The sequence below is a fragment of the bacterium genome (genome assembly GCA_009926305.1).
In the GTDB taxonomy this organism is placed as follows: domain Bacteria; phylum Bdellovibrionota_C; class UBA2361; order UBA2361; family RFPC01; genus RFPC01.
Window position 1 is genome coordinate 20,426 of sequence record RFPC01000013.1, and the last position, 24,095, is coordinate 44,520.

The window sequence follows — 24,095 nt, forward strand, 5'->3', positions numbered from 1 at the left end:
TGACTTGTGAGTGGAGAAGGAGAGTTTTATGCGTAAGACTCTCCATCTGCTAGGCGAAAAAGAATTAGGTTATGCTCCAGTTACTTGAAATAGCCCTTCTTCAAGGTGCTCAGGTCTTCTTCGGACTCCCATGGCTCACGAGTGTCGTTGTGTTCGGTGTGCCTGCCGCATATCTTCTCATTAAGCAAACGAGCAACCAAGACAACTATCTTTGGGGAATTGGAGCCGCTCCGTTAATGCTTCTTATCGGACTCCATGTAGGCGCCAGTGGATGGACAATCTCTGAAATTGACTTACTCATTCGAACGATTCGGACACCCCATCCGCAGCCCCCAATTCCTCTGCTCGAACCACTCTTCTCATTGCTCGTAGCACCAGCTTCTCACCGGTTTGTATACGAAGAAATCTTTATAGTACTCCTATCAGGGTACCTCGTTTCCCTGGTCCTCTGTTCACTCAAAGAATACAAGTATACTGGTTCTGTTCTTGGCGATTTCTCTGTTTCTAGTCTTCTCCAAAATAACAACCGCCGACCGAAAAGGTCTGAGTCAAATGAGCTCGGTTCAGCAGATCTCGCGACCAGAGATGACATACTACGCTGGACAAAAGAACGCACCGACCACACACACTTCCCTCCGTACACGAAGTTAAATGTCTATGATCTTCAAGGAAGCGATGGTATTTCGCTGAAAAAAGGCCACATCATGATACCTCAAGGGGAGCGTAACCGACACATGCTCATGGTTGCCAAGACTGGTGGTGGTAAAACAACAAAGTTTATTCTTCCAATTCTCTATGATGATTGTCTATGCCCACACCGGTCAACCATCGTACTCGATTCCAAGCCAGAAATGTGGTCAAAGCTCGCGAACTTCACCCGCAAGTATAACCCAGAGAAAGAACTGGTTCTGTTCAATCCTCTTGATACCGTGAGAAGTCTGAGTTGGAACATCCTCTCAAAGATTGACGATGATACGGATGCGAAGTTAATTGCAAACACTATTATCTCGGCAACCGATCAACCAAACGCAAAGTCCGACAGCCCCTTTTTCCGCAATAATGCGCTAGCTATCCTGAACGCGATCATGGTCGGGCTCCTGAACGATCCTGAAGATACGATGTCCATGCCACGTATTCACGAGCTGGTCCAATCAGGTATGAAAGAGTTAGGGAACTGGATCGAGGCTCATCCACATGCATTAAGAACAGCCAAGACCTTCGTTGAACTTGCTCGCTCTGGATCTCAAAACGCGGACACCATTATGTCCGAACTCTCCATGCGTCTTGCAGCGTGGGACCTTAAAGCGATTCGTTCTACCACCTGGCTCAATGAATTTGATCCGGAACTCCTCGTTGAAAAGCCCACTCTGATGGTCGTAGAGCTTAGAGAATCCGAACTTGAGATGCTACGTCCCATGGCGAACGTAATCATCGTTGAATTACTTCGCTTTCTCACTAAAAGAGCGGAATCTTGCCCAGGACACAAACTTCCACGTCCAGTTGGATTCGTTATTGACGAATTTGCCAGTGCCCTCGGACGCTTGCCCGATATTCATGTGAAGCTCAACACCCTGCGTTCTCGTAATGTAAGTATTGTTGCGGCAATTCAATCGATTGCCCAGGTCAAAGCCAACTATGGAGATGATTCCGACTCTGTACTTGCTGGTTTTAGCACCAAAATCTTCCTTCCTCCCCTCGATCTTCAAGACTCCGAGTGGGCCTCGAAGGAAACAGGTCAGATGACTATTCGCTTCACGACGCAATCGACTGGCAGCAACCGAAAGAAGGTTGAATTTTTTGCGAGCCAAAACGATGGGACGCAAGAGCAAGTACAGCAACGAGCGGTTCTTACTCCAGATGAAATCGGACGTCCTGCAGATAAAATAATGACCTTTTTCCTTCCAGAAACCCGACCCTTCCAAGGTCATATGGAGTTCTATTTCAAGATTCCAGAGATGCTCCGCCGCATTAATGAGTCTGAAGAAGCTCCTGAGCTCAAGCTTCGGGAAGGGCCGATTGAATTTGAAGAAACACTTCCCACTGCGAGTAGTGGAGATGGACAGCCCTCAACTGGTGGTGCAGGCGGGAATAGTGGAGGCCTCCCAGCCGGAATATCAGACACCCGAGGGTGGAATGATGAACAAGTGAACGAAAAGCTCACCGAAATTAAGGCGAAACTTGACTGGGAAAATACTACTGGAAGTGCGCGAAAATGGTGGGAAGCATTCGAAAATGAGAATAAACATCGCATGGCACTGGTACTTCGGCTTGCAGAGGAATTGGCAAATCGGAATGCCACGATCACCGAGTTCTTTCTCGCCTATGTCTACTCGAACACAGATAATATTCAAGCAAACCTCTTTTACCTTGACTACACTCGGTTAAAGAAAGACGAAGAAAAAAAGAAGAAAGAGGCTGCTGCCCAAGCAAACGGTGACTCTGATAACTCTTCAACATCAGCTGCTGGCTAATCTCATACCGCTGGGTCATCTCATACCGTGAAAATCTCTTCCTCAAAGCCAAGGAATACCATGCTTTTTTTCCTTTACGGAATATGGGCTCTCAAGTTGCCTAGGAGATTGTTTTCTCTCTGTTTTTCTTCGGTTCCACATTCACAATAGAGAAGCTGAATTCGAAGAGAAAAAGGTGCTTAACGATTCCACTTCTGCTAAAACGTTAAGACATCGCAGGAAAGAAGAATTCGAAAAACACTCATTAACCTCTGCCTAAAGGCATTGAAACGTCATGACACTGCTTAAAAAAAATCTGAAGAAGGCGCCTACGGTAGTGAGAAAGGCTTCTCTCGGAGCTCTCATACTGACTCTTTCTCTTCTTTCTCTCTCAGTAAAAGCAGAGGATATCACACTCTTAGGGGGAGAGCTTACCTCTTTCTCCGAATCTTCCTCGGTTCTTCAAGTTACTGCGCCGAATGTTGTTGGGACTCAAAGCCAGGAGAGACAACTCGAAGGATTTAGCCTGTTTCATACGAAACGAATTCCAGCTACTGGACTTGGACCCAGTTTTATCCATAACAGCTGTGGTGCGTGTCATGTTCAGAATGGCAGAGGCTCAGTAGAGGTAAACAGGGGTCGTAAGAGTGCGATGGTGATTAAGCTTGGCTTCAAAGGTGTAACCGAGAGTGGGGCACCGAGACAAATCCCGGGCTTTGAAGAACAAATGAAAGTTCAGTTCACCTCACAGAGAAAAAAGCAGCGGCAACTCCGTTTTCGGAGACTCCCACGGCTCCGCTGGCGGACATATGTCGGAACCTACCCCGATGGAAATGCCTTTTCACTGAGAAAACCAGTCTTAGGATTCAGACTCAGGGGGGTGCGGAAGCGTAACATGGTACATTCGCTGCGAATGAGTCCTGGATTAGTAGGTTTAGGGTTACTTGAAGCAATACCTGAAGAACAGATCCTCGCATGGAGTGATCCAGAAGATGCAAATTCAGACGGAATCTCTGGAGTCCCTCAATATGTACCAAATCGCGCCAATGGAAATTTTGAGCTCGGTCGATTCGGAGCGCGTGCCAGCCATCCGAGCCTTAGACAACAAACCGCTGCTGCAGCCTTTCATGATATCGGGCTCACGAACTCACTCTTTCCCGATGAAAACAGTCAAATTGACTTAGGAGACTTCGACTTAGATACCCTTACTCTTTATCAAGCCCTCAGTGGGGTGCCCGCGGCAAGGGATCAAGAGCAGCCCGAGGTTCTCGCGGGTAAGAGCTTGTTTCAGATCATTGGATGTAGTGATTGTCATAAAATGACGGTTACGACCAGCGAAGACTTTCCATTGGCACCTCTTCGCAGCCAGACCATTCACCCTTTTACCGACTTGCTGCTTCATGATATGGGGGAGGGACTAGCTGATGAGCGTTCAGAGTTCTCTGCTAGTGGTCGAGAATGGAGGACCACTCCTTTATGGGGGTTGGGGCATCTTGAGAGAATCTCAGAGGTCGAACAACGATATTTGCATGACGGAAGAGCTCGGAGTCTTGAAGAAGCGATTCTTTGGCACGGAGGAGAAGCATCTCCCTCACGGGGTAAATTCATGACCCTGACCAAAGAAGAGCGAGATAATCTTGTGGCATTTCTTCAGTCACTCTAGCCAAAAATCTCTGTATAGCGTAGCGAAGACCTTCTCTCTTACTGAACGAGCAGTGAGAGATCGTTCGGAGCAGAGATATGGGAAATGATATCACGCGAAAGATCGTCATTCAGAATCATATTAAGCTGCTCTCTTCGAATTGGCTTGCCGAGAAGAGGCACTTTACAACCTAGCCTCTGACGCACCAGATCTTGGTCGCTCTCTTCAGCTGCACTGATTGCTATGAGTGTAACATCATTTTTATAGAGCATTGAAAATTCCGAGAGCGTTCTGATACCCACCTCCTTGCTGTACTGATACTTGTCGGAGTCAGATTCGAGTGTGAACGGAATATGTAAATCGCAGAAAATGTAATCAAAAAGCTCTTCATGCTCCAAAATTTCAAAGGCTTCAGCCGTTGAACTTGCCTGCCAAACAGCACAGTTTAACTCTAAAAGCATGAGCGAGAAAATTTCCCGAAATTCAATATCATCGTCGACAACAAGAACTGTCTTCATACCCCTCCTCACATGAACGAACTCTTTTCTGGCATAACGGTGTACATCTCGCCCCATACAACGGACGCTGGCTTCAAAGGCGTGAAGTACACTGAAGAAGTTCGACCACTTTCCCCTCTCTCTGAAGTGATTTTTGCCTTGTCTGATATGAAATCTGGACGTTCGATAAAATGGTGGTAAGGCCCTGTAATCACGTGACTTACTTATAAATCTCTCTCCCCCTGTTCCTGCTCGCAAGTGTGAAGTCATTCGCTCTGAACCTGCATCTAAATGAGGGTGGATGCTCTCTAGGAACTCGTTATTTATGCTTAATATCTTTCGATCCCTCCTCTCATTTGGACGACGATGTATGGCGAGAATCTGGCCAACGGAGAGTCCTGTATTCCATCCTGCTGACGAATCTCTTTTCCTGAAAGAGACTCAAAGAATTGCAAATATCGGCATCTGGGTGCTAGACGTTCAAACTCAAGCACTAGAGTGGTCAGAGCAATGCTATAATATTTTCGATTATCCTATCGGACGGCCCGTGCCTGACTTCTCAGCGCACGAACAGTTGATAGCGAAAGAGGATAGAGCTTTATGGCGCGCCCAGATGCAAAAAGCATTAAGAGGAGAACGTATAGAGTTTGGATTCCGTCTCGCAAATCCTAACGGAGAGAAGAAACACCTCTATTTCCGAGGTCAGACAAGACAACGTCAACGAGATGGAAGACCACTCATACATGCATCCATCCAAGACATAACGGCCTTAAAAAAAATTGAGTTTCGAGAAAAACTGAGCAAAGAGCGATATCAAGCGCTCTCTTCACTTGCACCCGTGGGGATTTTTCAGACAAATGAATTGGGCGAATGTCAGTATGTAAATGAAAAATGGCGAGAAATTACTGGTCTGTCCGATGAAGGCAGCCTATCTCATCTCTGGACGAAGACTATTCATCCCGACGACCTTCCTCGGATTCAACAACAGTGGAATGAAGCTTTGAGGAAGAATTCTACCTTCCAAGCAAAACACCGATTTCAACACACATCAGGGAGCATTAAGCACGTCCTAACAACCGCAAATCCTTACTATGAACAAGGTGCCCTTGTGGGATACCTCGGTACGATTCAAGACATAACTACGGAACAGTCAATTCAAGAAAAGGTGACACGTTCAAATAAGCTGCTTCAAATTATTACCGAGGCGCAACTTCGCTTTTTAAACTCCCGAAAGGATATTGATGAATTCGATCAGCTTTTAAAAGATCTTCTAAGAATCACTGATTCCTCTTATGGATTCATAGGTGAAATTCGTCACTCTGAAGATGGAGCTCCGTATCTTCAGACATATGCTATTTCTGATATTAGTTGGAATGAAGAAACACGGGCGTTCTATGAGCAGAATGCTCCTAATGCTTTTGAGTTCAGAAATCTTCAAACTCTTTTTGGAGAGGTCATTCGCTCAGAAAAAGCACTTTTGACCAATAGTCCTCAAGAACATCCAAGTAGTGGAGGAACTCCAGAGGGTCATCCACCACTGAACTCCTTCTTAGGCCTCCCATTTTACAGTGGTGAGAAAATGATCGGGATGGTCGGTATAGCAAACCGCCCTGGAGGATATGATTGGGAAATGGTCGAAACCCTAGAGCCCTTCCTCACTACCCTCACAAGCCTGCTTGAGGCATATAGGGCAGAGATGAACAGAAGACGAATTCAAGAAGAGCTCAATCAATATCTGATGGATCTAGAGGAATCGAAAAGCCAAGTTGAACAGCAAGCAGAAGCTCTTGCGAGACAGTCTGAAGAGCTGGCCTATTCGCGTGATGAAGCCCAAGCCGCTACCACTGCCAAAAGCGAGTTTTTAGCAAATATGAGCCATGAAATCCGAACACCAATGAATGGAATCATTGGGATGGCAGATCTTGTTCTTGACGGAGAACTGAATAAAGAACAGCGAGAACTGATTGGTATCGTCAAAGACTCTTGCGCCTCTTTATTAACAATCATTAACGATATTCTCGACTTTTCAAAAATCGAAGCTGGTAAGATGGAGCTCTCTCCGATTGCTTTTAACCTTCGTGAACTCATTCACGACCTCTCAAGACTTCTAACAGTGAAGATGAAGAGTAAAGAAATCCTGTTCGAAGTAAAAATTAGCGATTCTGTTCCAACATATATCTTTGGCGACCCGCATAGACTTCGACAGGTTCTTGTCAATCTTCTCGATAATGCAGTCAAATTTACAGATTCTCATGGCGCAATTTGTCTTGAAATTATGCTGCAAAACCAATCTGCAGAGCATGTTACTCTTGAATTTTCTGTCACCGATAATGGAATAGGGATACCCAAAGAAGAACAACAAGCCATTTTCAATGCCTTCTCTCAGGCTGATGCAAGTACAACACGAGTGTTCGGCGGGACAGGTCTGGGACTCTCTATTTGCTCACGCCTGATTGATCTTATGGATGGCTCAATACATCTCGAGAGCACTCAAGGGTATGGAAGTCGATTTTTCTTCACCGTTGAATTTAAAACCTCAGACAGTGATGCGGCTGCAAGATCACTGCCTCGAGCAACAACCATGGCAGGAGATACACAAAGCACCACGCACATTCTCCTTGCTGAAGATAACGAAGTGAATCAACTCCTCGCACAAAAGCTTTTGGAGAAAAAGGGCTTTACTGTCACCACCGTACAGAATGGAATTGAGGCGGTTGAAACCTGCCGGCATAAGAGCTTCGATCTTATACTTATGGATATTCAAATGCCCCAACTTGATGGTGTAGCAGCAACTCAAGCCATTCGCCAGTTAAAAAATAGCTGTTCACACATACCAATCATCGCGATGACAGCACATGCAATGAAGGGAGACCGTGAAGAGTATCTCGCTGCCGGCATGGACGGCTACATCACAAAACCGATAGATCGCGCAGTTCTCTATGAAACCATATCAGAACACCTTGCTTCTTCAGAGGAAGGCGAGCCCAGATAACAGGCAGTACGCTCTCGTTTTATTCTGTGAATTTCCCCCACGACTGGATTTTCTACACATATCCTCGGTAGAATGAATTGCATTCATTGGCAAGGATTGTCCTTATGGTTCCAGACCCCATAGCTCTACGACGCGAAAGTTCGCTGAGTGTGATGGTCTTCTTTATCATCATCGTGACCGCACTTTCTCTCTGTGTTCTCCTTCCCGCGTCATCTGCTCCGTTCATTTCTACGGGTGAGCCGAGGGAAGCGGTCGTGAGCCAGAGCATGCTCCTTCATAACGACCTTTCCTATGCCGTCCGATATGGTGATGATATTGCGACAAAACCTCCCCTGCTTCACTGGCTTATAGTATTTTCGGCCATGGTGCATGGCGAACTCACAGAGCTTACCTCTCGACTTCCCTCTATTATTTCCGCAGTTTCAATCCTCTTGACATGGGGACTTGTTGTAAGCTCTCTCATGGGCATATCGATCGGCGTCCTCACGACAGCGATACTTCTGAGTTCCTCTGAGTGGCTAAGACACGCGTCGCTTGCACGAGTCGACATGCTGCTCGCGGCTACGAGCAACCTAGCGCTTATTGCCCTTTTTTACTGGATAAAAGAAAGAAAAGTGCTCTTCCTTCTTTTGAGTGCCATTCCACTCAGCCTTGCTGCCCTTACAAAAGGACCTATTGGAGTGCTGCTTCCTCTTTTTCTCGTTTTCACTCTTCTCATCATTCGGCGTGAATTGAAATTCGGAATGCTGATTCAGCTTGCTATACTGAGCGTATCGGCACTTACTCCCCTTCTTTTCTGGTATTGGAACCAAATGGAAGCATCCGATGGAGCCTCGTTCAATATTTTTCTCTCGGAAAATATTGATCGCCTGCTCGGTCGAATGTCTAAGGGAGAAGATCCTCATCTTCATGGGTCGTTTTATCTGGCAGGAAGTCTTCTTACCGGCATTCTTCCCTGGTCCCTTTTCTGTATACCACTTCTCTTTTCCGTAATACGTAAAAGGAGCGATATTCAGAGGAAGTATAATGAGCTGGGATCTGCTCAAAAACAGCTTTTGCAATTCGCGTTGGCTACTACCATAATCTGGTTCTGCTTTTACCTGCTACCCTCCAGTAAACGGGGCGTCTATCTCTTACCAGCGTATCCATCAATAGCACTTCTTCTGGCGATGAGCGTCTCGTATCTTGAATCGAAGTGTCAGAAGCTTCTCCGGCGTTCAGCAGTAATATTTGCAATTTTTTTTCTTGTGCTCTGGCTCCTGGTAACTCTCTTCCTTTTAAATCCAGCGTCTCTTGAAGCGCTCATCTCATCACCGAAAGCACTTGCGAAAACCCAATGGTACGGGCAGCTTTTAGCAATAAAGAGTGACGCACTATCAGCAGGAATACTCCTCTCTTTACTCCTCCCCGTTTTCTTAATAGGGAGCTTGCTCCATTTACACCGAAAACAGCTGCTTCCTCCATCCCTTCTTTTTTGCTCTTCATTTCTTGTTGTCTATGTCGGTGTCAAAATACAAATTATCCTACCTGTGGCTCAGGCACTTTCTCCAGAAAACGCATTGCGCTCTCTGTTTTCTGAACGCAGGCCAAAAACGGTAACTCTGAATGATGCACGGTTGTATGCTCCAGTCTTTTATCTCAGAAGAGCATATCCTGAGGTGGCAGTTACCGCAGTAAGCAGTCCACAAGCAGTAGTGCTGGGAGTGATCAAAACAAATGAAGAGAGGAAACAGTCCCAAATAATAAGCGCGGCTCCCTCGTTGAAACCTGACCGACATCTCTATATCGAACAAGAAAGCTTGTCTTCGATTTCAGAGCAGGAGGCTCACATCACCTACCTAAAATGACCTTCAACAGTAACAACGAGAGGACCTTGCTTCCAAGAGCTATGCGGGGAGAAATAGCCCCGGCCCAGTATCAATCTCCGGAGCATGGCGCATCCGTGCTCCCTCACTGGCAGCAAGCCCCATGAAGAACAACGCTGAGATGACTCCTGCCATCGTTAGGTAAAGCAAAGAATGAGATACTTTAAGGCCGAAACAAAAACACAGCGCAGTTAATCCCGACAGCAACCCCACACCGATAGCGATTTTTACTGCCAGCTCCCCAGCTTCTTCGTGCTCTTCCAGTTGGTGGTGATCAATACCCGATAACTCTTCGACAAACTCCTCTGCCTGTTCCCCAGCAAATCCTATTGGGTATACGGCTATCCCACTCAGGAAAATGCCAATGAGCGCTACTTGGCGAAGCTCGGCACTGCGTCGCATAACGCTGAGTACGAGAAGAACGAAACAGAGAGCCATTCCCACCAAAGGTAGGTGAACCGTAACGAGATGAATATGAGCCCACGTCATCGAAATCCTCCCTCATGCCGACTGAGCACCAGAGCTCATTGAATCATCAGCGCTAGCAGGGTAACAGAAATTCGAAGGATTGAGGAATACCAGTATAACGACTCTAACATGTTGCTTTTACTGGGACTCCCCCATTTTAACACAACGAATTGTAAGGAAGTGAAAGCGCGCTCGTCTCTCACTAAGGAGCTTCTCTCTGGAAACGTATCTGTTAGGAGCTTGCGAGTAGTACCCGATTTAGAACATTCAAAAGGAGCTTCCTATGGCGACAGAAACAACGACAGTGACACATTCTTCATCACCATCCCTATCACTTGGCAAGTTTTGCGAAGTAGCAGGATATTTATCCATTTTAGCCTCTATCGCTATTTGGTACTTTGCCCAAGGGGATGGCTCGTCAGTCGAAGCGGTAGCGCACGCAGAGCGGTTTGGGCTCTTCGTCGGGCTCTGGGCTCCAACATTTTTTATACTGTCGATGAAATACTCAGACGATAAGAAATAGAGCAGTTACATCAGGATTGAGGTGAGCTTCGAGCTCACCTCACAGTCTATTCGAAAATCCCAGCCCATTCGAAAACCCCATAACCTTCGAATCAAACAGTACAACATGCAAATAGAGTAGTGTCTGACGCGGTAAATTCGTATACCGTGGCGACATGAAGAAGAAATCCGATTTAAAACCTGATCGCGCCATCCATTCCAAAGCGCACCCCTGGCATGGTGTGTCAATAGGCGCAGGTAGCCCCTCTACTGTCAATGCCTACATAGAGATGGTACCTACAGACACGGTCAAATATGAAATCGATAAGGTGTCAGGTCATCTGAAAATAGACCGGCCTCAAACGTACTCAAACTTCTGTCCCACGCTCTATGGATTTATCCCCCAAACCTATTCTGGTGATCGCGTTGGAGAACGATGCTCTCGTCAAACGAACAGAAAAAATATCCGAGGCGATGACGATCCAATCGATATCTGCGTTCTCACCGAGCGGCCAGTGACTCATGGAGACATTCTCGTGACCGTTATTCCAATCGGAGGTCTTAGACTCATTGATCATGGAGAGGCAGATGACAAGCTTATAGCAGTTCTGGAGAATGATTCCCTTTTTGGTGAATGGAAAGACATCTCTGATTGTTCCTTCAAGTTACTCGACCGTCTGAAACACTACTTCCTTACGTACAAGCAGATACCAAATAGCTCAGACCTTCCAAAGGTAGAAATCGCTGAGGTTTACGGGGCAGAAGAGGCTCGAACGATTATCCAGCTCGCTTCTGAGGACTATAATGACAAGTTTCGTAGCCGAGAGACATCTTCTTCGCCAGCGTCATGAGACGAGAAGCAACTCAGCTAAAACTTAATGCCAAGAGCTGAGATCAGCCTCGTATCGTTCCTCAATTTGTTTTCAGCTGGCTCATTATCATAAAGATTCGTAAGCGTAAGGTGCAGTGCTAAGAAATCCGTAATAGGCGTCTCAATTCCGATATCAACTCTTACAAAGTAATTCTCGACATCATCGATCTGAAAAAACCCGCTCAGCGTTTCATGGAACTTTGCTCCACTATCAAAAGAATAGATACACTTTTGCTCGAATCGTGGCGCAGCGTAGTTCTCATCCAGCTCACCAATATGTTCAAAGACATAGGCAGGCCCAAGCCCGGCTGATAGAATCAACGGCTTTTCATTTGAAAAATAGTATCCGACGATCAGCGCTGGAATCTCTCTATATTTCACCGCAGCAATTTCATCACGGAAAAACTCATTCTGGGCATTTACATACCAATCTTTCGAAAATTTCCTTTCATAACCGAGCAATAACTTCGTGAAATCAACACTTTTCTCTGAATCTTTATCGCCGTATCCCTGCTCGTAATCAAAAGGAATAGAGTTCTTCTCGGATACCGAAATTTCTCCTGTCGCCTTCATGGTCAGGAGGGTCGTATCTGTATTGCCTCTGGCAAGATTAAACCCGACTTGGACACTTGTTTTCGCTTTGTTCGTATCAGCAGATGGTCCGCTCTGGGCACTGAGAGAAAGTGGTGCTAATAACAGAACCGTGAAGAGTAATATACTTTCAACTATCCTAAATCTCTTCTTATGCATCATCCCTCCGATAATAGATTCAATCCTGAGTCCACGGAGTTTCTTACCTAATTTTCAAAGAAATAGAAAGAAAGACGAGCGGCTTCAGATATCAATGAGCCTCTAACGATTGATTGAGGGATGATATTTCGAGCCTATCTGCCCGACATACCGAGATAGATTCTGGTTCAGCAAGCCCATCTCCTTGTCCACGACCAGTTGCCAGAAATACTTCACGTTCACCCACAGTAACCAGTAGGTGAAGCACCCATCCTCCATGAATTTCAGATTTTCCGAACTCGTAATTCAAGCAATATTCACCAAAAACTCTTTGCCCGCAAAAAGAGGACTCATTCGCTAATGGCTCTCTCCATTTCGGCGAGCTTTCTTGATGAGCAACTTTTTGAAGAGATGAAAATAGACTTTTATATTCTGGGGTGAGGTTCAAAAAGTTCGTTTGATCAGCCATAAACGTAGGATCTCTAACTCTAGGCCCATAGTCAAATCTAGCGTATAATCGGGGTGTTACTTAGTAAACATTAGACAACGTTGCGAGTGAACCCTTAAGAGGTACAGGCTTGAAATCCCCCAATTATCAACTTGCTCAGTCCCGTCTCTCTGACTTTATCACTCGGGCTGATAGCTATGAGCAAAATAGAGGCTTTATTCGAGACTCTCCTTCAACTGTCTCTCAACTCTCACCTTTTATTCGATATCGATTCCTTCATGAACGAGAAATCCTTCAGGCGTTGCTAGATGTGCATTCCTTTACGAGCGTTGAGAAATTTGTTCAGGAGCTCTCTTGGAGAACCTATTGGAGAGGATGGCTCATGAGAAATCCCAATATCTGGGAGCTATATACGAACAAAGTAAATTTGCTGTTGGCTGATGCCAAAGAATCTTTCCAAAGCTATGAACACGCTATTCGTGGAGAGACTCACCTTCCCTACTTTAATGACTGGATTCATGAATTAAAAGAGACTGGCTATCTTCATAATCATGTTCGTATGTGGTTCGCGAGCATTTGGTATTTTACCCTTCAGCTCCCATGGGAGCTTGGCGCACACTGGATGTATCAACATCTGCTTGATGGAGATCCCGCATCAAATACTCTTTCTTGGCGTTGGGTGGTGGGGCTGCATACACGGGGCAAAGTGTATCTTGCCACTCCCCAAAATATTCACCAATTTTCAGAAGGACGTTGGAGCCCTCTTTCCTCCGACCTTTCAACTACAGGGATTGCGGCACAAGAAGAAACCAGCACAATCGTGGGACAGAACGTCTTCTTACCAAAGGCGTTCGAAAATACCGACGCAACTCTGCCTCTCATACTCTGTAGAGAACAACTCACTCCGCCTCGGCTTTGGTCTGGCCCCCTTTTCTATCTTGATCTTGAGATACCCGATCCCGAGTTGAAACGGAATACGTGGTCAACAGCGCTTTTAAAGGAGGCGTGTGCTCATTATAGCTCTCAGAGTCCCCTTCCGCTTCAAGACCTCATTGTCCTTCTTCTTCAGAACGGCTACTCAAAAGTCTGCTTTCTCCGCCCACAACCAGGCGAGCACTTCACGCAGCTCACAAAAGGCATTCATTCCCTCAGTAAGCACTCTATCGAAGTCCAACTGATAGACGATCCATGGGACCAGGCGCTTTTCCCCTTTGCAGAAAAGGGCTTTTTCCCTTTTTGGAAACACGCAAAAAAATGGCTGAAAAACTGCTCGGGATAAGTCGTTACTCTTCTAGTCCGTATCGGAAAAACGCTTTCTCTACTTCTCGAAGCGTATCACTCGGAGTTACATAATCTCGCTCTCTTGGGTGCTTTGGTGCCCTATCACCTTCGCTTGGAACAATCCCCTGACGATCTGCCCGCCACAAACCAAAGTATCGTAGGGGTAAACGCTGCGCTAAGCCAAGTAACTCTTCTACCGCTCCGGTAGAAACTGCCGATGGAAGAGCCTGAGCATCATCGGCTGAACGATAGCCTGTTCCATCAAGAGAAAATGCATCTCCCGGACGCAAGAGATTCACGTTCTCCATTCCATGAAGCTCAAGAGGAACTCCAAGCCGAGAGAAGTCGTTACCAGGATAACATCCTATACAGGGATTTCTAACAATTGTCGCAAGGCTCCCTACTTCTCTTTCCGTAAGCTCTTTTATTGCCTGAAAAGCAGAAGCAGTAAGATTATCCTCTAACATCGGAACTATAAAGTTTTTGGATGACGAGTTCAGATCTCGATTTAAAATGAAAATTGGGATCAAACGACGAACCAGCTCGATATACTGTGCGCGAACTAAAGGATCAAATTGAATCGCTTCGCGAAAGCTCTCTGGCGAAAGTTGGGGAAAGCTCTCTCTAATCTCGGATTCCTCCAGTATTCTCTGGGTAGAACCATTCGAGACATACAGGGTGAGGGATAAACTTCTTCCCTCCTCAGCTGCTCTTCGAATGAGCATCTGTACATAGTCAGGATCCCAGCCAAAGGTCCCATCAGTAAGAATCCCCAGGTGAATTTGCTTAATCCTTGAAGCAAGAAGTATCTCCATTTCTGATTCAACAACAGCGCGAGCTTCCGGTCTCATGGCATAAAGCATTGAATAGCCACGCGCATGCCCATTCGGAATGACCAACAAACTCTGTTGATTATCTGAATCACTTTCTGACTCGTTCAGAACTTCTTTTTGGGGGCTGACATTGAGAAAATCTGTACGGGACAAACTGCGAACTCCTACCCTATTCCTCCGTTGTTGAGCCGCTGTTTTCTCTGCTCCAGCATTTGAGACTTCTTCAGAATTGACAATCTCCCCAGCACCTCCAAAGTTCGGTTCGATTGATGGAGCTGGCTCTAGCTTATGAAACAGGAATTCAAGGTGTTGCTCATTCTGGGAAACGATAGCCAGTTCAGCCTCTTGCTCACGGTCGTGATCGGCAGCTTGTTCTTCTTTCGTTGCCTCCTCTCTCGGTGGCCCTACCTCAAGATCCGCAACCTTTATGTTGTCAATCCCTGCTAGCATCGTAGGGTCAAAGGTCTGCTGCGAGAGCTCGCCCCCCCTTGAAACGCTCAGCGCAGGACTACTAGCGCTCCTCTGCGTCTCCTCATCGTCGGACTGGTCCTCAATGGCGACACTCTTTATCATATTCGGATTCCACATTTTAACCGAAGCAGCTTCAGTGCGCTGAGTGCTCTGGTCATGCGCTGGTAGAGTACCTGCAACCGTGACTTCACCTTCTTTACTGTACAACGGAGCTTCTTGATCCGACACGTTCGAGCCTAAATATCTCCAAAGAGCTGCAAGAGAAAGGAGTATCAGCACTCCGCTTACAAGAGTTATCTTCATAGAATTTCGCGTTATATTCTTTTCGCTCATAGTCACAAATTAAAAAGCAAACTTCTTTGCATTAATTAAGAAGTATCCACCAAACGGCTATTACAAAAAGAAGAAGCAGCAGGAAAATGCCTAAGAAGACCAGCATTCGCTCATCGAATGAGCCATAACGTACTCCATTCATGGAGGCCGATTGGTTTTTCTTTCGTAAGGCACTACCATACAAAACACCTGAATCGTCATCGACTCCATCAGGATCATCGACTATCAAACGTCCGAAATGAGATGAAAGCGTTGGGCGCCTACCCAATGAACCGGAACTATCCCTCTCAGAACTATCCCATGCATTGAGCGACAACAGAGTATCATCATTATTACTATGACTATACATGATGGTTGCTCTGTCGTTCAGATCAAGTTCATTCATGTCAGAAAAAGAATTGAGCTCTGGCTCTGAAGAGAAAGTAGCCTCCTCATCAAGCCCCATGTTATCCAATCTCTGGGTAGCATTACTATCATGGGTTGAAGAATCTTCCTGCTGTTGAGACTCCATCCAACTTCTCAGGTCAGTCCTCGTTCCTCCACTACCCGAGGAAAATCCGCTTCCTAACGCACTTTGGTGTAGCACGGGCTGATCATTAATAATGATGGAATACCTTCCAGTATGAATTACATCTCGGTCCGAAAGCAGTGTTTTGTCGAGTAACAATTCCCCATTCAGAGTACTCTTGGATTCGGTCTCTCGACTATAGGCAACGAGCACATCTTGAATCTGCTCGATTATAACGCCTGCTTGTTCTGAAGACTGAGACCGAAGCGAAACATCCGCTCCAACGCCTCCCAAGCTGAGTTTCTTCCCCTCATCCGGAAGTGCAATTTGCTGATTGAACACTCCGTCACAGAAAAGGATCAGGGAGCGCGAACTCTGTTTATTCAACGACAAACCATGTGTGTTCAGCGAGACACGAGGCTGAGTTGGTCGTTCATCAGCCTGAAGAGCCGTTTCGTTACAATACACACGAAACACCCTGTCAGCTAACTGAATGTAATCATGGTCACGGATTAAAACCCACTCATCCGCTGAGACCGTTAATCCATTGAGCCAAGAACCATTCGTGCTCTGCAGATCCTTGAAGAACCAGTGATTGCCAAAGCGTGCTATTCTCGCATGCTCACGCGATATGGCAGCAAAAGGAATAACAATCCCTGCATCAGGATCGCGACCTATACACGCATCTCCCGCAGGGATTTCGACGTTCCACTCTGTCGATTCATCACCCACCATCTGTAGCGCAAGAGAACAGGTCATAGCATCGGATTCCAAAGAAATATACCTTACGTTGAGCTTTACACTGGTATTGAGACAGAGGCTTTTTTCGATTCTCTATCCGCACCCCCTGCCATCTTCTCGCGTTATGAGCTTATTGGAAAGACTTTAGCTCAGTAAGAATCAGCGCTACTGCCTCATACAGGTCTTCTGGTATTCTTTCATCAAGGGGAATTCCGTAAAGAAGCTCCGAGATCTCACTTCGTTCCACCACTGGCACACCAAATCGGCGGGCAATACGGACCACCTCATCAGCAGTCCGATCTTCCCCCTTCACCATTACTTGGGGAGCCTCATCATTCGTAGCCTCATAAGCGAGGCCGACGGCATATTGATATTGGCTAAGACCCTTCCTGCTTACCATAGCAGCCCCTCTCCTAATGCACCTTTGTTCGAAACCCTTCTTTTACATGATCCTGTTGAGTTACCTGCTGTTGGCCGAACTCCGATATCTTTTGATTATCTTCCGTTTTTTGAGAGAACTTTTTCTCGACTTGACGAGTTAGCTTCTTCCTCTCATCGGATTGGGAGCTATACGAGGAATCAAAGACGTTTTTCATAACTCTCTGAATCGCCCGAATACTCAGCGGCTTTTCAACAACCGTAGTCGCTGAATCCTCTCTCAAGGCGTCATACCAATGATTCCGAGAGACTGTCATAACAACAAATAACAAATTTTTCTCAGCTTGCCGTAGCGTATCAATGATCGACAAAGTAGATTTCCCGAGATAATCGGCATCAATAACTACTAGCTTTATTTCTTTCAACCTCTCGTCTTCAGCCAGGGTTTGCATCCCATCCATATCATGCATCACATAAGAATCGACCCCAAACGTCTCAAACATATTCTGCACAGCAAGGGCTGGAGAACCGCCTGGTAACAATAAAAGCACCCGCTGAGGCGTATGCGCTGCTAAAACCGTATCGTTTTCTACCGTGTTCACTGACTCTAGTAAGGGAAAAAAGAGGGAAAAGGTCGTACCCTCACCCACCACACTCGCAACAGAAATCATTCCTCCATGCTGTTGAACGATTGAGTAAGCAGAGGATAGGCCTAATCCTGCACCCGACAAGCTAAGTCCCGTACTTTCATCGAGGCTCTTACTCGAATAAAACGGTTCAAAACAGCGAGCCAGTCGCTCTTCATTCATCCCCTGTCCATTGTCTTTGATATCCAATCTTACATACTCGCCCGGAGACAGGCTCGGATCTACCTCTCCTGAGCTAACGCGCACTCGACGAAGCGAAAGTTCAACAACCCCCTCTTGAGCCTCCGCCTCGATGGCTTCTTTTGCATTCGCCAACAAATTCGAAATGACTTGCTGCAAAGAACTTACATCTCCGTCTATTTCCAAATTCATCTCATCCACATGTATGAGCAATTCAATGGCTCCTCCAAGCATAGAGGTGAACAGGTCACGAGAATTCTCTATCATCTGCGACAAAGACACTCGCTCACGAGGACTGACTGCACCGGATGCAAGCTCAAGAAGTTGTCGCACTAAAGCAGCTCCTTTCCCCGCTGAATCAATAATGGCAGTCGCGATATCTTGCATCGAGGACTTCTCCTCTGACTGCATTTGAATGAGCGAGGCATGCCCCATTACGGTCTGTAAAAGGTTATTGAAATTATGCGCGACACCGGAGGCAAGCATATTCGCGACTCTCATCTTATCAGATTCTGCGATTCTCTCTTCAAAATGACGGGCCATGAGAATTGTCGCCACCTGGTCTGTCATCCGTACGAGTAAGGGAAGCTTTTTCTGAATGTAGTCCTCTGAACCAATCACGGGCTCCAGGACAAGAACTCCCACCACTTGCTCAAGAGAGACGAGTGGGAGAATAACAAGTGTTCCGACGGTGATTTTCTGAAAGAATCTATTGAGGCCTGAACACTCCATCTCTGAGCCCTTAGGAAGAATAATAGGCTGCTTGCTTGAAATTGCCTCATCGAAAAAATCGTGTCGCAAGCCGAGTTCTATCTGAATATCTTTCACCGACTGACGCACGCTCGGACCTATCCCCGCCTGCCCGACTATATGCGTGCCTTGGTTATTCATAATCCCAAACCAAGCCCTTTTACACGCTACTTGTTGCTGGATATTATGAAAGAGATGCTCTCCGATCTCTTGACCTCGTGAAAGCTTGCTGAGCTCATGGGTTAATCGATACAAGGCTGATACCGCTTCGGTTTCCTTCTTCTCCGCGGTGTAAAATTCAGCTTGTCTTGCCGCAAAACTGATTTGACTTGCCGCTGCGGCCACAACCTGAAAATCAGCCTCACTGTATTTATTCTGCGTTGGTGAAAAAACAACCAGCGCGCCTAAAATTCTGGGGCCACTCGAGAGGGGCATAATAATCGAGCCCTTCACTCCTTCTCGACGGGCAAGATCTTGCGCTGCTCTAGAATCTCTCTGTATATTTTCGATTCGTAAACCCCTATTTTCTTCGATTGCATGTCGTAAAAGATTTGGCCCATCAAATATCTTTGAAAGCCCATCAATATACTCTTGGGATAAGCCTTCTGCTGCCACCATCTCAAGACTCTGTGTGTCCTGATCATAAAAGCAGCAGAGCCCGCCCGAGGAACTCGTAACTCGAATGAGTGCATTCAATCCTTTCAAGGCTACAAGTGCCGGATCCACATTAACACGGAGTGCTCTTGAGACCTCATAGAGCGCTTCAATCCGTTGACGCTGCATACGCAATTCACTTTCAACAAGCCGCCTCTCTGAAATATCAATTACGAACGCTTCCCATCCAACGCATACATTTTCAGCGAATACCGGAGTTGCCTTGACAAGTAGCCATCGCCACATATCCTCTCCATAGCGCCTGTAGCGAATCTCTTCGCCAAATTCTTGAGCGCGCTTTCCCATTCGCCGAATTCGAAGTGCCATTCGCCGAAGATCCACGGGGTCAAAGAGTTTCTCCCAGATATCGTCTCGCTCGACTATCTTTTCCTCTGACACTCCGAAAAACTTCTGACTATTACCACAGACCTCCGTAATACGAAGGTTAGTCGCTATCTTTAACAATATGAGCTGCCCATATTCGAGCAGTCGCTCAAAGTCGCGTTCCTTGAAAGACCTGGTAGATGTCTCGGACAGAGATATTTGCTCCCTTACCTTTGGAGCTTTCATTACTGCCTTATGATTATTTGCAGGAACAATCGCGCCTTGCTCTGGACGCGAGGCAACGCTTAATAATTGCTCTGCAATAGTATCAGCAATACCCTGTAGCAGCCGGCGTTCGGTAGCATCCCATGAGCTCGACTTGCCATTCAGTCCGACAACCAGAAGACCCTTTAATCGATTTCTTACGTAAATACCGATGAATGCACACGAGCGAATTTCCAGCTGCAAGAGAAGCTTTCTCAGCGCAGCATGCTCTCTCATTCCCCGCGTATGAAGGGCAAAAAGGGGAAGTGATAAACGTCTTCCCTGAAACAAAACATGTCCACGATGGACAGCAAAAGATTTGGGATTTCCGAGTACCTGTTTTAAAGATTGAGAGTTCGAAAAGGCAAGGTTTCCTTTCTTTCCAAAGAACACGATACCAGAGGATAGATAACCTCGTCTCTGCTGCAACTCGTCGAGCACTCGTGATACCGCGCTTGTTACATTAGACTCCTCTTTGAAAACTTCTTGAATCCAGAGGTTTCTATATGGAGAAGAGGAATTACGACTCATCTCTACTCAATTCCCTCCTCTTTACTACAACAACTCGAGTCTTCTTAATGCGGTTTATAATTTCACCTGTCGCGAGCTCCTGTTGAAGGGCTCGTCGATGACCCTTCACCTGAGGATCTCCTTCGCTGTCCTTCCACTCCCTTTTCATCTCCTCATCACTCATACGCTGTTCTTTCAAAAAGACAGCTCGCTTATATATTCGCTCTATTAGGCCTACTAATCCGAAAAAGCAGATCAGTTCTAGTCCAAAGAGTGTCGCTAAAGATCTGGCACGCCCTCCGATGACCTCGGCTGGAAGAAGCCACTGAACAGGAACATCAGCGAGATGAGCACGTACAGTAACAAACACAATTATTGCAGCTCCTAAAAATTTTACGATCAGAAACCAGCTCTCTTTCAGCTGTTTTCCAACTTTTTGAACTCCTTGAACAGGATTTAAGCGAGAAAAATCCAGCCGAAGAGGTCGCAAAGCCACGCGGATTCCCACCTGAAGCACTTCGCCAAAGAGCACTCCGAGTAAACCCATACCGAGGATCACTATGGTGCTCCAGAGAGCGCGGTCTCTCCAAAATGCACTCCAATCACCTATTCTGTGACTTTCAGGATATGCAGAATAGTGTAACACCATTTCAGAACTACTCCAGAAAAGATGTGCTGAGATGAAAAGACCACAAAAAACTCCAACTATCTGACATGATTGAGTAAATACTGGGCTTTTTGCTACCTGCCCTTCCCTCCTCGCCTTCTCAAGCTTCTGAGGGGTTGCTTCATGTTGCTTTGAGGCGGCACTACTCATGGGGTCGTCCTAGCCTCCAAAGGCTGAAATACTCTGCCGAGCCATTCGAGCTGCATTTTCAGCAAGTTCTATAGCAATATCCCGATGAAGGAGACTGAACGAAGTAATGAGTAAAATAAGGAGTATCCCGCTCTTTACAAAAAATAGCTCTCCAAATATCGGTAGCCCTGGAACAAGTTTAGAGAGAAACCCCACGCCAATATCACAGAGCATAAAGATAAATCCTATAGGAAGAAAAATAGTGAGGCCTGTTACAAAAAGCTGGAATGAATAGTGAAGAAACTGGCTCGAGAACTCTAAGAAACCTTGATGCCAAATAGTATGTCCAACCGGTAGCTTTTCGAAACTTTCAAATAAAAGTATGAGATAGTCAGTGTGAATTCCTGTGATAAATAATCCGCAGATAAAACTCATCTGCAACAAACGCGGAAAAGGATTTTCAGAAAACATGTCTGTCGATGCTCCATACATCATCCCGAGGTTCTGTCCCCTTGCTTGCTCCAGCAATTCACCAAGCGTGCGAAACACTTCCGCTACAAGAGAAATAGGAAATACAAGGCTTAATCCAATAAGTACTTCAATAGGATAAGAAACAGGCAGCGCTTGGAAATGTTCGTCAACAGACAAAGGCACACATATAAAAGCCAAGGAAAGTGCAAGGGAAACTCGTGCTGCTAGTGGGATAATTGCATAACCACCAGGCAATATCAGAACTCCACCAAAAATTCGGAGAAAGGTGAGAAGGAATTGTTCTTGGAGGATAGAGCTCATATCTTACTGTCCAAGATACCGAATGGAGTAATAGCTCCACGTCAGGTATTCAGTCAACGTCTGATACATAAGGCGTCCCGCTATCGCGAGAACTCCGGCTAAAGAAAAACCCTTTAACAAAAATCCTATTGATTGTTCCTGAATTTGCGTTGCAGCTTGAATCAGAGCGCCGATAAGACTAATCCCGGTTGAGACCAGGAGAGGTATTCCCGAAAGCACTAAAACGAGAAACAATCCAGTCTCAATCAGTGAGCCTATCATACTAAACTCCTCCCGTGAGACGATACGACTGCACAAGCCCCGTTGTTAACAACAGCCATCCATCAGCAAAGGTAAAAAGAGCTATTTTTAATGGCAAAGAGATCATTACGGGACTAACCATAAACATCCCAATTCCCGCAAGAATATTCGCAACGATAAGATCAATTACGAGAAAGGGAATCATGATTACAAACCCCATCAAAAAAGCCTCTTTGAGCTCAGTTACTACGAAAGCAGAAAGCAAAACCGTCCAACTATCGCGACTTTCCTTTTCGACGAGCGTACCTTGAGCCTCATTGTGTGACGGATTGTCATTCATATCAGAGAAGATCTTTAACTCTCGAGTTCCTGAGTGTCTTCTCAAAAAGTCTCTCCAGGGTGAAAAAAGCTCTGTCATCTCTTCCCTCGCTACAGTGAGAGGATCAGTTGACAGCCTTTCCACCGGAAACGTTTTTAACCTCGTATGGAAATCATCGATGGTCGGGTGCATAACGGAGAGGGTTAAAGCAAAAGAGATCCCGAGCAATACAAGCCCACCTGGCACCTGTTGTGCCCCGAGTCCCGCGCGAAAGAAGCTCAGGACAATGTGTATCTTCATAAAGGAAGTAAAGAGACCGACGAGCAGCGGGGTCAATGCTAGACCCATACTCACAAAAACGAGCCAATATGGATGTTGCGCTGAAGACATTTATTCCCCCTGCACAACACGAAGACTTTCGAGCTTGAAACCTGATGTTGCAAGTCGAGCACCTATTTTTACTCGCAGTCGTTCAAGAGGAATATTTTCTTCCCTATCCGCTATCAGGATCAGTGAGAGATGATTTTGCCGTCTCCGCTCTATGGCCACCTGAACATGCTCTTTTGCGCTCAGTGCGAAGTGAAACACAAGGTGATGATTCCCGTGCTCATCCTGCCAATGCTTTGCCTCTTCGAATGGTGCCCTCGGCTCATCTGTTGAGCGATCATCTTGCAGCACGGCGTTGTCTGTTCTTTCACTATCCTGTCCTGAATGCGAAGGATAATCCTTTGAATCCTGGAATTGACAATCAATTGGAGACGAAAAAAATCCGCTACGCGACCCGAAGTCAACAAGAGATTCTTTCCCTGTTTCTCCTATCATAGCCTGAGTCTCTTCCTGAATTTCAAGCTCCACATCTGCGCCTTCTCGAACGGCTTCTTTTTCCACAACTGGTAATGTGCTCACTTCACCTGACGATGTGTTGGAAAGAGGGATGCTCATTAGAACGGGCTCTGAGGCAGCATACGGTGAAGGCTGTTCAATGACACGAGAAGGCACTGGCATCACCCTGAACGTTTCTTGCTTTCTCTGCCTGCAAACAGCAAGCATTTGCATATTTTCTAATTCAGCTTCTTCTGCAATACCTTTTTGAAGCAGCTGATGGTCATTTTTTTTCTTCGCTACTATCTCTAGTTTCTTTTCATAAAATGCGAGCTGTCTCGCCAGACGATTCGACTGCCGTGTCATCCCATCAATACTCTTCTTCAATTCTCTCTGATGCTGCCGAGAGGCTCGAATTGTGGATACGAAATCAACAAACTTTCTCGGAGTTATAGCAAAGCGGTTTTCCAGAAAATCTGCTTTCAGGAGACGATGTGTTTCATGCGTCTTTGAAATATCTTTGCTCATGCGCGCGATTTTTCGCTCTATAGTATTTCTGAGCCTGCGCAGATCGTCTTGTCGCATCTCACCTTCACGTTGCAAAAAGTTCAGCCGGTCAAAGGAAAGGGTCATAACCGACTATCCCTGATTCTGCAGTCGTTTAAGGGAGGTGTTGGCACTTTCAGCAATTTTTGAGAGTAGCTCAACCCGCATTCCATACTGTCCAGCTCTAATCTGATAAAGCAAAAGGGCACGGGATGAGAGAGGAGAGCCTGACTCTATCTTACT

20 protein-coding genes are annotated in these 24,095 nt (G+C 46.1%); 7 read left to right on the top strand and 13 right to left on the bottom strand.

What is annotated here, in order from left to right; all coding sequences use genetic code 11:
* Window positions 1–71: 71 nt before the first annotated feature.
* Window positions 72–2,471, top strand: a complete 2,400-nt coding sequence (locus EBR25_03780) for a type IV secretory system conjugative DNA transfer family protein (GenBank protein ID NBW40107.1) — start codon at window positions 72–74, stop codon at window positions 2,469–2,471.
* Window positions 2,472–2,745: 274 nt separating this feature from the next.
* Window positions 2,746–4,113: a thiol oxidoreductase gene (locus EBR25_03785; GenBank protein ID NBW40108.1), complete on the top strand. Its 1,368-nt coding sequence runs from the start codon at window positions 2,746–2,748 to the stop codon at window positions 4,111–4,113.
* A gap of 38 nt (window positions 4,114–4,151) precedes the next feature.
* Here EBR25_03785 and EBR25_03790 read toward each other — a convergent pair whose 3' ends face one another.
* Window positions 4,152–4,859: a response regulator gene (locus EBR25_03790; protein ID NBW40109.1), complete on the bottom strand. Its 708-nt coding sequence runs from the start codon at window positions 4,857–4,859 to the stop codon at window positions 4,152–4,154.
* Between the two features lie 31 nt (window positions 4,860–4,890).
* On the opposite strand from EBR25_03790, the gene EBR25_03795 reads away from it, so the two are divergent.
* Both EBR25_03795 and EBR25_03800 read left to right on the top strand, forming a co-directional pair.
* A complete protein-coding gene (locus EBR25_03795; GenBank protein ID NBW40110.1) occupies window positions 4,891–7,581 on the top strand; it encodes a response regulator in 2,691 nt (896 codons plus the stop codon).
* Window positions 7,582–7,685: 104 nt separating this feature from the next.
* Window positions 7,686–9,428 (top strand): hypothetical protein, encoded by a 1,743-nt coding sequence (locus EBR25_03800; protein NBW40111.1) that lies wholly within the window; start codon window positions 7,686–7,688, stop codon window positions 9,426–9,428.
* Window positions 9,429–9,467: 39 nt separating this feature from the next.
* Here the strand turns inward: EBR25_03800 and EBR25_03805 are convergent, their stop codons facing one another.
* Window positions 9,468–9,935 carry a hypothetical protein gene (locus EBR25_03805; GenBank protein ID NBW40112.1) on the bottom strand — a complete coding sequence of 156 codons (468 nt, stop codon included), beginning with the start codon at window positions 9,933–9,935 and terminating at the stop codon, window positions 9,468–9,470.
* A gap of 283 nt (window positions 9,936–10,218) precedes the next feature.
* On the opposite strand from EBR25_03805, the gene EBR25_03810 reads away from it, so the two are divergent.
* Window positions 10,219–10,437, top strand: a complete 219-nt coding sequence (locus EBR25_03810; protein ID NBW40113.1) for a hypothetical protein — start codon at window positions 10,219–10,221, stop codon at window positions 10,435–10,437.
* Window positions 10,438–10,591: 154 nt separating this feature from the next.
* A complete protein-coding gene (locus EBR25_03815; GenBank protein NBW40114.1) occupies window positions 10,592–11,266 on the top strand; it encodes an inorganic pyrophosphatase in 675 nt (224 codons plus the stop codon).
* 17 nt (window positions 11,267–11,283) lie between these two features.
* On the opposite strand, the gene EBR25_03820 is transcribed toward EBR25_03815, so the two are convergent.
* Window positions 11,284–12,039: a DUF481 domain-containing protein gene (locus EBR25_03820; GenBank protein NBW40115.1), complete on the bottom strand. Its 756-nt coding sequence runs from the start codon at window positions 12,037–12,039 to the stop codon at window positions 11,284–11,286.
* Window positions 12,040–12,127: 88 nt separating this feature from the next.
* The gene (locus EBR25_03825) at window positions 12,128–12,484 is read right to left on the bottom strand and encodes a hypothetical protein (protein NBW40116.1); all 357 of its coding nucleotides are present in this window, start codon (window positions 12,482–12,484) and stop codon (window positions 12,128–12,130) included.
* 109 nt (window positions 12,485–12,593) lie between these two features.
* Between EBR25_03825 and EBR25_03830 the strand changes: the two genes are divergently transcribed.
* Window positions 12,594–13,742, top strand: coding sequence for a hypothetical protein (locus EBR25_03830; GenBank protein NBW40117.1), 1,149 nt, complete (start codon window positions 12,594–12,596; stop codon window positions 13,740–13,742).
* Between the two features lie 4 nt (window positions 13,743–13,746).
* Here the strand turns inward: EBR25_03830 and EBR25_03835 are convergent, their stop codons facing one another.
* The 9 genes from EBR25_03835 to EBR25_03875 all read right to left on the bottom strand — a co-directional run bounded on the left by EBR25_03835 (window position 13,747) and on the right by EBR25_03875 (window position 23,939).
* Window positions 13,747–15,381 (bottom strand): hypothetical protein, encoded by a 1,635-nt coding sequence (locus EBR25_03835; protein ID NBW40118.1) that lies wholly within the window; start codon window positions 15,379–15,381, stop codon window positions 13,747–13,749.
* 31 nt (window positions 15,382–15,412) lie between these two features.
* Window positions 15,413–16,648 carry an FHA domain-containing protein gene (locus EBR25_03840; protein ID NBW40119.1) on the bottom strand — a complete coding sequence of 412 codons (1,236 nt, stop codon included), beginning with the start codon at window positions 16,646–16,648 and terminating at the stop codon, window positions 15,413–15,415.
* A 112-nt stretch (window positions 16,649–16,760) separates the two neighbouring features.
* Window positions 16,761–17,030 (bottom strand): flagellar biosynthesis protein FlhB, encoded by a 270-nt coding sequence (locus tag EBR25_03845; protein NBW40120.1) that lies wholly within the window; start codon window positions 17,028–17,030, stop codon window positions 16,761–16,763.
* Window positions 17,031–17,043: 13 nt separating this feature from the next.
* Window positions 17,044–20,358, bottom strand: a complete 3,315-nt coding sequence (locus tag EBR25_03850) for a GAF domain-containing protein (GenBank protein NBW40121.1) — start codon at window positions 20,356–20,358, stop codon at window positions 17,044–17,046.
* Window positions 20,348–21,154 carry a hypothetical protein gene (locus tag EBR25_03855; protein ID NBW40122.1) on the bottom strand — a complete coding sequence of 269 codons (807 nt, stop codon included), beginning with the start codon at window positions 21,152–21,154 and terminating at the stop codon, window positions 20,348–20,350. The genes EBR25_03850 and EBR25_03855 overlap by 11 nt, the downstream gene beginning before the upstream one ends.
* A gap of 9 nt (window positions 21,155–21,163) precedes the next feature.
* Window positions 21,164–21,925, bottom strand: coding sequence for a type III secretion protein (locus EBR25_03860; GenBank protein ID NBW40123.1), 762 nt, complete (start codon window positions 21,923–21,925; stop codon window positions 21,164–21,166).
* 3 nt (window positions 21,926–21,928) lie between these two features.
* Window positions 21,929–22,186, bottom strand: coding sequence for a flagellar biosynthetic protein FliQ (locus EBR25_03865; GenBank protein ID NBW40124.1), 258 nt, complete (start codon window positions 22,184–22,186; stop codon window positions 21,929–21,931).
* Window position 22,187: 1 nt separating this feature from the next.
* Window positions 22,188–22,874: a flagellar biosynthetic protein FliP gene (locus EBR25_03870; protein ID NBW40125.1), complete on the bottom strand. Its 687-nt coding sequence runs from the start codon at window positions 22,872–22,874 to the stop codon at window positions 22,188–22,190.
* The gene (locus EBR25_03875; GenBank protein ID NBW40126.1) at window positions 22,875–23,939 is read right to left on the bottom strand and encodes a hypothetical protein; all 1,065 of its coding nucleotides are present in this window, start codon (window positions 23,937–23,939) and stop codon (window positions 22,875–22,877) included.
* Between the last annotated feature and the right edge of the window lie 156 nt (window positions 23,940–24,095).